The organism is Gordonia sp. NPDC057258, assembly GCF_042668985.1.
GTDB lineage: Bacteria > Actinomycetota > Actinomycetes > Mycobacteriales > Mycobacteriaceae > Gordonia > Gordonia hongkongensis.
Genome location: NZ_JBHUXZ010000062.1, coordinates 1 through 11,196 on the forward strand (window position 1 = coordinate 1; position 11,196 = coordinate 11,196).

Annotated in this window: 10 protein-coding genes; 1 reads left to right on the top strand and 9 read right to left on the bottom strand. The window is 68.3% G+C overall.

The genetic code is table 11. From position 1 onward, the window contains the following. Positions 1–36: 36 nt before the first annotated feature. The 5 genes from ACFUEJ_RS23795 to ACFUEJ_RS23815 form a co-directional block, all read right to left on the bottom strand. Positions 37–1,017 (bottom strand): alpha/beta hydrolase, encoded by a 981-nt coding sequence (locus ACFUEJ_RS23795; protein WP_277242508.1) that lies wholly within the window; start codon positions 1,015–1,017, stop codon positions 37–39. A 320-nt stretch (positions 1,018–1,337) separates the two neighbouring features. After that, entirely contained in the window at positions 1,338–2,852 is a 1,515-nt protein-coding gene (locus tag ACFUEJ_RS23800) for an acyl-CoA synthetase (RefSeq protein WP_277242509.1), read from the bottom strand. A gap of 31 nt (positions 2,853–2,883) precedes the next feature. Next, on the bottom strand, positions 2,884–3,720 hold the full coding sequence (locus ACFUEJ_RS23805; RefSeq protein WP_165630491.1) for an SDR family oxidoreductase: 837 nt from the start codon (positions 3,718–3,720) through the stop codon (positions 2,884–2,886). 44 nt (positions 3,721–3,764) lie between these two features. Then, a complete protein-coding gene (locus ACFUEJ_RS23810) occupies positions 3,765–4,562 on the bottom strand; it encodes a maleylpyruvate isomerase N-terminal domain-containing protein (protein ID WP_165630490.1) in 798 nt (265 codons plus the stop codon). A 56-nt stretch (positions 4,563–4,618) separates the two neighbouring features. Next, positions 4,619–6,073 (bottom strand): aldehyde dehydrogenase, encoded by a 1,455-nt coding sequence (locus tag ACFUEJ_RS23815; RefSeq protein WP_165630489.1) that lies wholly within the window; start codon positions 6,071–6,073, stop codon positions 4,619–4,621. Positions 6,074–6,189: 116 nt separating this feature from the next. Here ACFUEJ_RS23815 and ACFUEJ_RS23820 point away from each other — a divergent pair, with 116 nt between their 5' ends. After that, positions 6,190–7,212 carry an AraC family transcriptional regulator gene (locus ACFUEJ_RS23820; RefSeq protein ID WP_165630488.1) on the top strand — a complete coding sequence of 341 codons (1,023 nt, stop codon included), beginning with the start codon at positions 6,190–6,192 and terminating at the stop codon, positions 7,210–7,212. Here the strand turns inward: ACFUEJ_RS23820 and glsA are convergent. The 4 genes from glsA to ACFUEJ_RS23840 all read right to left on the bottom strand — a co-directional run bounded on the left by glsA (position 7,209) and on the right by ACFUEJ_RS23840 (position 11,159). Next, positions 7,209–8,474, bottom strand: a complete 1,266-nt coding sequence (gene glsA / locus ACFUEJ_RS23825; protein WP_165630487.1) for a glutaminase A — start codon at positions 8,472–8,474, stop codon at positions 7,209–7,211. The genes ACFUEJ_RS23820 and glsA overlap by 4 nt on opposite strands. A gap of 22 nt (positions 8,475–8,496) precedes the next feature. After that, positions 8,497–8,868: a glyoxalase superfamily protein gene (locus ACFUEJ_RS23830; RefSeq protein ID WP_058253291.1), complete on the bottom strand. Its 372-nt coding sequence runs from the start codon at positions 8,866–8,868 to the stop codon at positions 8,497–8,499. Positions 8,869–9,080: 212 nt separating this feature from the next. Then, entirely contained in the window at positions 9,081–9,896 is an 816-nt protein-coding gene (locus tag ACFUEJ_RS23835; protein ID WP_388032329.1) for an endonuclease domain-containing protein, read from the bottom strand. Positions 9,897–10,277: 381 nt separating this feature from the next. Further along, a complete protein-coding gene (locus ACFUEJ_RS23840) occupies positions 10,278–11,159 on the bottom strand; it encodes a helix-turn-helix domain-containing protein (RefSeq protein WP_165630485.1) in 882 nt (293 codons plus the stop codon). Positions 11,160–11,196: the final 37 nt, after the last annotated feature.

Consider the following 11,196-nt stretch of genomic DNA (forward strand, 5'->3'; position numbering starts at 1 on the left):
CCCGCACTCATCGCGAGTGCGGGGGCCGCGTCGTTTCTAGGGAACGGGCAGTGTTGTGACGGTGCGGGTTTCGAGCAGCAGGTCGTAGTAACGGCCGCCGGGGTAGTAGGTCGGGGTCGCGGTGTCGGCCACCATGTCCGACGACCAGCCGGTGGCCAGCGTGCGGATGACCCGCCCGTTGCGGGGACGCGGCACGGCGAGCTCGGACAGTTCGCCGATCAGGTCGGTCGACTCGCCTTCGGCGTCGATGTGGATTCCGGTCACCAGGCGCGAGCCGACAAACTCCTGCCGCGTTGTCTCCTGGAGGACGGACACGCCTTGCCCGAAGTTGTTGGATACCGACGGTTGCGACGCGATGACCCGGATCGGTAGCTCGGCGGCGGCGAGAGATGCTGCGGCGGTGGCGAAGTTGACGCCGAAGAACGAGTTGACGGGGTCGAACAGCATGAGGCCGGCCAGGCGTCGGTAGGCGACGGGGTCGGCGCGGCGGAGTGCGTCGGCCGCCACGACGACGAACTCGCCGCCGGCCGAGTGTCCGGAGAAGATCATCCGATACGGCATCGTCACGTCGGGGCGGTGGGCGGAATCGCGTGCTTTGCGAAGGCTTGTCGCGAGCGGACTGCCGGTGTCCCGGCCGGAACCGAAGACCCCGCCGATGGTCCTTGCGAACGCGGCGTTGTCGGCGATGTTGTAGGCGACGGCACACCCGCCGAGGTTGACGGAGTCCAGCGTCGGGCTCACGACGAGGAACCCGGCTTTCGCATACGCGCGGGCCAATGCGTCGAGGTTGGCCGCCGTGCGGGAGAAGCCGTGCTGCAACCACACGATCGCCGAGGGTTCACCGGGCGGGAAGTACCACCGGACCGCGACCCGGACGGGCTTGCCCGCACATTCGGTGGCGATGTCGGACGACGACACGGCCGCCGGCGCTGCTGTCACTGCCGACGGTGTCACACCGACGAACACCACAATCGCGGCAACAACCGCGATGCACCAGCGGAACAATCCTTCCGACATCCGGCAAGTCTAGGACCGGCCGGACGCCACGGTGCGCGGTTTCAGGGAGCGCGACCCCCTCCGGCCTCCGCTCCCTGAGGTGCAGAGGAGCGCAAGCGACCCCCCACCCCTCCCCAATCCGAAGAACCGCATAACCCATGCTCCCTGAGGTGCGAGGAGCGCAAGCCGCCGGGCCGAGCAAGCGACGAAGGAGCGCGTCGAGGTCGACGAGCCACGAAGGGCCTGGTGAGGGACCTTGCGAGCCCCTTCGTGGCTCGCTTTGCTCGCACCTCAGGGAGCATGAATGTCGGACGCCCGCGTCCGCTCCCTGCCACGAAGGGTCACAGCTTGCGCTTGACCAACTTCCCGGTCGGCGTGCGCGGCAACGTGTCCCGGAAGATGACCTCGCGCGGCAGCTTGAACTTCGCGATCCGCGGTCGGAGGTGATCCAACAATGCATCGGCGAGCTCGTCGCCCCCGTCCTGTCCCTCGACCGGTTGCACGACCGCCGTCACCCGCTCGCCGAGATCGGGGTCGGGTACGCCGATGACCGCGGCGTCGAGCACCGACGGGTGGGCGAGGAGTGCATCCTCGATCTCCCGCGGGTAGATGTTCACCCCGCCGGAGATGATCAGGAACGAGTCGCGGTCGGTGAGGAACAGGTGGCCATCGTCGTCGACGTAACCGAAATCGCCGGTGGTCGTCCATGTCGGATGCTCGGGATGCTGTGCGCCACTGGTCTTCTCGGGGTCATTGTGGTACTCGAACGGCAGCCGGTCGCGCTCGAAGTAGATCGTGCCGATCGTTCCCGGCGGCACCTCGGTGCTCTCGGGATCGCAGACCCGGATCGTGCCGAGGACGGCGCGCCCCACCGTGCCCGGGTACTCCAGCCACTCCGGGGTGTCGACGATGGTGAGACCGTTGAGCTCGGTGGACGAGTAGTACTCGGACAGGATCGGACCCCACCAGTTGATCATGGCCCGTTTGACGTCGACGGGACACGGCGCGGCGGCGTGCACCGCGACCTTCAGGCTCGACGTGTCGTACCGGGCCCGCACCTCCTCGGGAAGTCGGAGCATGCGCACGAACATCGTCGGCACCCACTGGCTGTAGGTGACGCGGTGTTCCTCGATGAGGGCCAGCGCCCGTTCCGCGTCGAACCGCTCCATCACCACCACCGTGCCGCCGAGTGCCTGTACCGAGGCGCAGGTGCGGAGCGGCGCAGCGTGATACAGCGGTGCCGGCGACAGGTATACGGTGTCGGGACCGACGCCCCACACGGACTGGTTCATCGCGATCATGGTGTCGCCGGGCTCGTCGACCTGCCGGTTCGGCAGTTCGGGTTTGATGCCCTTCGGTCGTCCGGTGGTGCCGGACGAGTAGAGCATGTCCGCGCCTCGCGGCTGGTCGGCGAGCGGTTCGGTCGACTGCGCCGCCGCGGCGGCGTCGAGATCGTCGTGACCCTCGATCCGGCCGGAGTAGGCGAAACGTGTCTCGACGCCGGGGGTGAGCGGGATCAGCTCGGCGCCGAGGTCGGCGAGAGCGGCGTCGACGATGAGGGCCTTCGCGCCGCAGTCGGTGACGATGTAGGCGCTCTCGGCGGCGGTGAGGTGCCAGTTCACCATGGTCAGGTAGAGGCCCGACCGCATTGCCGCCCAATAGATGTCGAAGATCCGCGCGGTGTTGGTGGCGAGCACCGCGAGGTGGTCGCCGGGCCGCAGGCCGCGGTCGGCCAGGGCCCGGGCGACCTGGACCGACCGGGTCTCCAACTGGGTGAACGTGACCGTTTCACTCCCGTCGGCCATGATGACCGCGGGATCGTTGGGTCGGGTGGAGAGGTGGGCTCCGGGGTACATCAGAAAGCTCCTAGCGGGTCGAACCGGTCGATCAGTACAGGTAGTCCTCGCCGCTGGCACGCACGGTCACGTCGGAAAGGCTGATGCCCCACGGCTGGTCGATGACGTGGACGACGGCGTCGGCGAGATCCTCGGGCTTGATCAGCCAGTACTTGATCGAGTCGACGTCGGTGAGTTCGGCGGGCAGGTCGTCGTTCAGAAGGGCCGTGACGTGCTCGCCGTAGGAGGCGGCGCGCTGGCCGACGAGGCCCATGATCGCGGTGTCGTTGACGATCCAGCTGGCGAGGTTGGTGCCGGTGATGCCGGTCGGCTTGACGGTGGTGACCTTGATCTTGCCCTTGGCCTCGATGCGCAATGAGTCCGAGATGGTGGTGACCGCGGCCTTGGTCGCGCTGTACACGCCCGAACCCTCGATGCCGGCATTGCCGTAGATCGACGAGATGTTGACGACCTGGCCGCGACCCTGCGCGATCATCTGGTCGTAGACCGCGGAGATGCCGTTGACGACGCCCTTGATGTTGATGTCGATGGCGGCGTGCCACTTCTGCCAGGCGCGGGCGTGGTCGGCGAAGTAGGCGAGCGGCATGACGCCGGCGTTGTTGACGAGGACGTCGATGGCGCCGAAGTGCTCCACGGTGGCGTTCGCCGCCGCGGCGACCTGCTCCATGTCGGTGACGTCGGCGACCTGGGCGAGCGCCGAACCACCGGCCGCGCGGATGCCCTCGACGACGGCGTTGACGTTGTCGGCGTTGACGTCGACTCCGACGACGTGCGCGCCGGCGGCCGCGGTCTTCTCCGCGATCAGCTTGCCGAAGCCGCTTCCGGCGCCGGTGATGACGATGACCTTGTCCTTCCGGTACTCGGACATGGGGGTACTCCGTTTCTGTTCTGGGTGAGACGAATTGAGTGAGTTCAGACGATGTCGACGGCGTCGAGGACGCGTACGACGCGCTGTCGGTCGCCGCTGACGGTGACCGCCGAGCGCCAGGCGCTGCGGGTGGTGCCCCAGCGCAGGAAGTCGGTGGCCGAGGAGGTGGCGACATCGGCCGGCAGGTCGGCGGTCTCGCGCACGGTGACGATCGTGCCCGCAGTGTCGCGGTCGAGGACGAACGAACGGTCCGTCGCGCCGGTGAGCCGCAGGCCGATCGGGCTCACGAGTGTGGGATACAGTGCCGCACCGTTCATCTGGGGCAGGCCGGCGATCATCCAGTCGATGGCGGGATCGATGGCCGCACTCACCGACACCTCGGCGGCGTCCAGCGGTCCGAACGGCTGCATCAGGTCGCTGGTGAGATGCACGAGGTGGTCGAAGGCGACGGCGTCGCTGAGCTGGCGCAGCCGGTAGGTGCCCAGGTCGAGCATGTCCAGCGGCTGGTCACGAAGGTCCTCGCCCTGCAACGCGGCCAGGGTCGCGAAGCCGGCCTCGGACTGCGCGCGGTAATACTCGACAGCCTGTTCCGACGACCAGTCGGCCCGCTCGCGTACCGCGGCGTCGTTGAGTCGCTCGGACTTTCCGCTCGGATTGTCGGGGAAGACCAGGTCGGGGTCGGCGATGAAGTTGAAGAAGAAGCCCATGTGGGTGACGACGTCGTGGACGCGCCAGCCGTGGCAGGCGCTGTCGGCCGCCCAGTCGGCGGGCGTGAGCCGGTCGAGCAGGGCGAGGGTGTCGTTCACCAGTGCCTTGGCAGCAGTGACTCCGGCATCGGACATGGCCGATCGCCTCCTTGGAATGTGTTGTGTACGAGTGTGAATGAACGAGACGGGTGTCAGGCGGGCAGGAAGATCGACTTGAGGTTCTGGTAGGCGGCCAGGCCCTCGGGGCCGAGCTCGCGGCCGATGCCGCTGGCCTTGACGCCGCCGAAGGGCGAACCCCAGTCGAGGTTGAAGTAGTTGACGCCGAACGAGCCGGTCTCGACGCGACGGGCGACGTCGACGCCGCGGTCGGGATCGGAGGTCCACACCGTTCCGCCGAGCCCGTACGACGAATCGTTGGCCAGTGCGATGGCGTCGTCGACGTCGTCGTAGCGCAGCACGGTCAGGACCGGGCCGAAGACCTCTTCGCGGGCGATGGTGGCCGAGTTGTCGACGCCTCCGAAGACGGTCGGCTCGACGAAGAATCCGCGGTCGACACCCGACGGCGTGCCGCCGCCGGTGGTCACGGTGCCGCCCTCGGTGCGGCCGCGGTCGATGAGGGACAGCACCCGGTCGCGATGCCGGCCGCTGGCGAGCGGACCGACCGCGACGGTCTCGTCCATCGGGTCGCCGACGGGCAGCGACGCGCACATCGCGCTGATGGCGTCGAGGTACTCGTCATAACGGCTGCCGGGCACCAAAATTCGGGTGGACATGTAGCAGGTCTGGCCGGTGTTAAGTAGGGATGCGGTGGCGAGTCCGCCGACGGTCTGCTCGAGATCGGCGTCGTCGAGCACCAGCGCCGCGGACTTGCCGCCGAGTTCGAGGGTCACCGGACGGATGAGTTCGCCACAGACGCGGCCGATCTCGCGGCCGGCCGGGGTCGAGCCGGTGAACGCGACCTTGTCGATGTGCGGGTGCGACACCAGGTGTCGGCCGATCTCGCTGCCGCCGTTGACGATGTTGAGGACACCGGCGGGCAGGTCGGCGGCGATGGCCGCCTCGGCGAGGACGTACGCGTCGAGGCTCGTCTCGGGGGATGGCTTGAGAACCACGGTGCAGCCGGCGGCCAGCGCGGGCGCGATCTTGAACATCGAGAGGATCGCGGGGAAGTTCCACGGTGCGATCGCCCCGACGACGCCGATGGCCTCGCGGCGCACGATCGTCGAGCCGGGCAACGGCTGGCTGGTACGCGTCTCCTCCACCGGGGTGGACTCGACGAGGTCGGCGTAATAGCGCAGCAGTTGGACCGGGGCGGCGCCCTCGGCGAACCGCGCCAGCGCGATCGGCATGCCGTTCTCGGACGTCACCGCCGACGCGCGATCCTCGGCGCGCTTGTCGAGCTCGTCGGCGAACCGGCGCAGGTGTGCGGCACGGTCGGCAGGGGACAGGTCGCGCCAGCCCGACGACCGGAACGCGGTGCGGGCGGCCTCGACGGCCGCGTCGACGTCGGCGGTGGTGGCCTCGGGTACCGAGCCGAACTGCTCCTCGGTGAGCGGGGAGATGACCGGGATCGTCGTCGAACCGGCCGGCGCGCGCCAGCCGCCGTCGATGAAGAAACTCGTGCGGACGGTGTCGATGGTGGTCATGGGTACTCCTCGCTGAGTGTGTCGGCCGTCGAGCGGTCGGCGGCGTGTGTCCATGATCACTCCCGCCCAGGTCGGAGTTCTTGACATCTCACGACGACTTCTTGACAGTTGGTGCCATGGCCGATCTGATCTGCGCATCCTCGCTCAGTCAGTTACCCGAACTGATTGCCGAACACGATGGCGATGCCCGCGCGATCCTCGGCCGCGTCGGCATCGACCCGGCCGTCGTCGGCGCGTACGACCGGTTCGTCCCGTTCACCGCTCTGTCGACGGTCATCGGTCTGTGCGCGGCCGAGTTCGACGTCCCCGACTTCGGGCTGCGCCTCGCCGCCCGGCAGGACCCCGACATCCTCGGCCCGGTCGCGATCGCCGCCCGCAACGCCGAGACCGTCGGCGATTCGTTTCGACAGGTCTCGGCCTTCGCACACGTGTACAGCCCGGCCATCCGCGCTCAGATGCACTACGGCGAGCGGGAGATCGCCTACGAGTTCGATACCGTGCTGCAGCGTGTGCCGTACCGACCGCACGTCGTCGAACTCGCGATGGGCGTCACCCGGTCGACGTTCGCGATGACGCTGGGTCACGGCTTCCGCGCGAACCGGATCACCTTGGCGCACCCGCCGATGTCCGAGCCGCGCGTCTACACCGACTATTTCGGTTGCCCGGTCGAGTTCGAGGCGCCGGCCAACCTGGTGGTCTTTCCCCGCGGGGTGATGCAACAGACGTTGCGGCGGGTCGACCCCCTGGCCTACGACGTGGCCATCCGATTCATGACCGGACACGATCGCGAGAGGGCCTTCGGCGAGGCGGTCTCGGCGCTGATCGTGCGCGCCCTGCCGGCGGGGGCGGCCACGCTGGAGGCGGTGTCGAAGCTGCTGATGATGCACCCGCGTGCGGTGCAGCGGGGTCTGGCCGACGAGGGCGCGACGTTCGAGCAACTCGTCGACGACGCGCGCCGCGACCTCGCCGTCTCACTGCTGTCGAATCGGGGTGTCCCGCTGGCGGCGGTGGCGCGGCAGATCGGATACTCCGAGCAGAGCACGCTGACCCGCAGTTGCCGACGCTGGTTCGGCGTGCCGGCGCTGGCGAAGCGCCGCGAGCTGACTGCCGCGGGCCAGGACTCGTCCCGAGATCTCTAGGAGTCTCCGACGGTCGGGGTGTCGTCGCTGTCCGGGGTGTCGTCGCCATCAGAGAAGTCGTCGTCAGCCGAAGCCTCGTCGAAAATGTCATCGGGGTCTTCGATGCGGACGTCGTAGTCGTCGCCGAGGCGGCGGGCCACCTCGCCGATCAGTCGTCGGGCGGCGTCGTCCATCACGCGGACATGGGTCAGATCGAGGACGACGGCGTCGGTGCCGAACCCCTCGCACGCACGGTTGGCGAGGATTTCCGCACCCGCGAAGCGCACGTCGCCCTGCAGCTCGACGACTGTCGTGCCGTCGTGTTCGGTCACCGATCGCAGCGCGGGCCGACCGGTGGGGGCCACGTGCATCATGTGCAGTTCCATGTCGCGCGACAGCCGTTCGAAAACGGCGACGCCGCGCACGCTGTTGCCCTGTCTGTCGAGCTGCGGCGACCACACCGCGAGCCCTACCTGGCCGGGCAATACGCCCAGGATCGCGCCGCTGACACCGCTTTTCGCGGGGATTCCGACCGTCGCCATCCAGCTGCCGCTGCCGTCGTACATGCCGCACGTGGCCATGACCGACAGGACGTGCCGGGTGATCCAGCCTTCCAGGAGGCGCTCGTCGTCGCCGGTCGACAGTCCGCCGTTGGCGAGTACCGACCCCATGACGGCGAGGTCGCGGCAGGAGACCCGGATCGAACACTGGGCGGCGTACCCGTCGACGACCTCGTCGGGTTCGCAGTCGAGTTTGCCCGCCGAGCGCAGCAGGTAGGCCAGCGCGGTGTTGTGGTCGTCGGAGGCGAGTTCGGCGCGGTGGACCTCCTTGTCGACCGAGACCTCGCGTCCGGCGAGAGTGCTGACGAGGTCGATGACGCGGTCGACGCGTTCGTTGGGATCCGCGCCGTTGATCATCCCGTGCACGGCGACGGCGCCCGCGTTGATCAGCGCGTTGCGCGGTCGGCCGGTCTCGGCCTCGAGCGAGATCTCGTTGAAGGCGTCGCCGGACGGTTCGGTGTCGACGCGTTCGAGTACGGCGTCGAGCCCGCGGTCGCGCAGGGCGAGCGCGTAGGCCGGGACCTTGCCGATGGACTGGATGGAGAATTCGTGGTCGGCGTCGCCGGCGGTGTACACGGTGCCGTCGATGGTGGCCAACGCGATACCGAACGACGACGGATCCGCCTGCTCGAGTTCACGATTGCCGGTCGCGACCTCACCGCCGTCGTCGTCGCGGCATTCGGAGAGTACGCGTTCGAGGTAGTCGTCGATGGGGGAGCGCATATCCCACGGTAGCCACCTGGGCTCAGTTCTGGCGGTACGGCATGTACTGCACCGACCAGTGGTTGCCGTCCGGATCGTCGAAGTACACGAAGTGGCCCCACGCCTGTTCGTCGATCTCGCCGGGGTCGACGCCGGCCGCGAGCAGCTGCTCGCGGGCCTCGTTGATGTCGGTGACGACGACCTGCAGACCCTTCACCGATCCCGGTTCCGCGTCGCTCAGTCCCTTGCCGAAGGCGATGGAGCACGCCGACCCGGGCGGGGTCATCTGGACGAACCGGATCTCGTCGGACACGACGTGATCGTGGTCGACGTTGAATCCGATCTTGGAGTAGAAGTCTCGCGCCCGGTCGACGTCGCTGACCGGCAGGATGACGAGTTCGAGTGTCCAGTTCACGGTTCCTCCTGGGGTTGTGGTGTGACACCAGCTTCTCAGGGCATGCGGACAGTTACGGTCCTTATTCGGAGACGTTCGCCCGCATCCGAAAGAACCTCAGAACCGCTGCTGTGTGGGGTGCAAGCGATGCCCTCCCTCTGCTCCCTAATCCGAAAGAACGCCCTGCCCCCTGCTCCCTGAGCTGAGGAGCGCCCGGAGCTGGCGGAGGGCCGTCACGAAGGGTCGCCCCGTCGGCGGATGCGGTGCCGGTCGGGGCGTGTCAGCGCGCGGATCTCCTCGAGGACCTCCTCCCAGTCGTACAGCACGTCGTCGTAGGTGAGGCGCATCGTCATCCAGCGGTCGAGCATGGTCATCCGGTCCCGCCGACGGTCGTTGCGGAATGCGGCTCGGTCGGAGTGGTACGACTCGCCGTCGCACTCGATGAGCAACGAACCCGTGCGGAGATCAGCGTGTTCGCGGTCGCCGATCGACGGTTGCACCTCGACGTCGAATCCGGCCGCGATGAGCCGGAGCCGAACGATCGACTCGGTGCCGGATTGCGAACGGGCATCACATCGGTCGAACATCGCCGAGACAGCACGGGTCACACGACCCATCTCGGCCTGGAGGTCCGGGATGGTCCAGTCGGTGGTGTTGAGGACGGAGTCGACCACCGCTATCCACTCCTCGGCCGGAAGGCACCGTGCGGCGCAGCCGACCGCCACGGCGATCGGGTCGACGGCCGTCGTCACGGGGAGCGGGCGGCCGAAGCCCTGGCACCACCGGAACGGGCCGCTGGGCTTCGTGGCGGACTTCGCGTGTTTGCTGAGACGAACGTGGGTCTCGTTGTGGCCCGGCGGTATCCAAAGATCCGGCAGGCCGCGCCGCTGATGGAACCGCAGCGCGCTGATGCAGGACAGCGCACCTCCGGCCGTCACCGCGGACACGACGTGGGGGTCCGCCGCGGACGTCCGCACCCAGCCGTATCGGAGCGACGTCAGGGTCTCGGCCTTGCGCGCCTGCGCAATGGCATCGGGCACCCAGCCCATCGCGGTCAGTTCTCTCAGCGAGTACACGCCACAATCCGAAGTCACACCTGCTTTGACGCACGGAACCGGTCGGTGGTTTCGTCAGATCGGGCCGGGTGTGGAAAGTGTTGTCCCCGTGAGAGTCGTGGGAGGGCAATATGCCCTTCGAGGTCGCTCATGGGGACGAGACTTTGACTCACCCCGCCGAGAACCGGACCGTGGTGCGGATCTGGGTGGCTCCGGGGTGGTCACAGGCGGTAGTCGTGCCGGCTTTGGGCGTGGCCAGGCGCGACGGGCCGGTTCCTAGGCTTCGTCGGGCCGGGTGTGGAAAGTGTCGTCCCCGTGAGTGTCGTGGGAGGGCAATGTGCCCTTCGAGGTCGCTCATGGGGACGAGACTTCGGCTCACCCCGCCGAGAACCGGATGGCGGCGCGCACCTGGGCCGCGATCGCCCGCCCGGCGCCGAGCGGCCACCGGTGCATGACGTAGTCGGCGGCCGCATCGACAGAGAGTTGGCGGGTGGAGTTTCCCGCGCGCACCCAGAACTCGGGCGGGGCGTTCTTCCCGGCCCGCAGGTAGACCGGCCGCGGGGACGGTGAGCACGTCACCCGGCAGACCGGGACGTCCCCCGATCCGTCGGGCCGCGCGACCGATTCGACGGTGATGCCGACGGCCGCCGCGGTGTTCTGGCCGAGGGTCGTGGTCAGCAGATCGCGCAGCCACAGTTCGAAACGGTCGGCGTCGGGCACCTTCAGCGTCGCGAAGTCGGGTTCGAGACCGAGTGGGGTGCCGTCGTCGGCGACACCGATCAGCAGAGTGCCGCCGTCGGAATTGAGGAACGCCGACACCGCCTTGACGATCACCTGCTCCATCCGGGGGTCTTTCTCACCGCTGCGCAGGTTGACCCGGGCGGTCGACTTGAACTCGAGCCGATCGGATTCGCCGTCGGAGAGCAGCTGCGCGACAGGGGAATTGGATTGACGTTGCAACCGCGCCGCGAGCAGGCCGTAGGCGCCGACCGCCACGACCGAACTGATCAGCCCCAACACGACCGTCGTCACGCTCCACACCCGGAGGTGTTTGTCGACGAGGCCGGCGATGTAGAGGCCGAGCGCGGTGCCGAGGATCGACAGCACCATCGCCGTCGTCGCGTCGAGCCGGGCGCGTCGGCGCAGCAACCACCGGGCGACGACGCCGAACACCCACGCGACCACCAGCACCAGTACCAGCGCGGTAGCCGTCGCCCAGACCGGTACCGCGAACTCGATTCCGCCGATCGTTCCCACACAGCTTTATAGCCCGGAGCCGCGCTCAGCGCGGCTC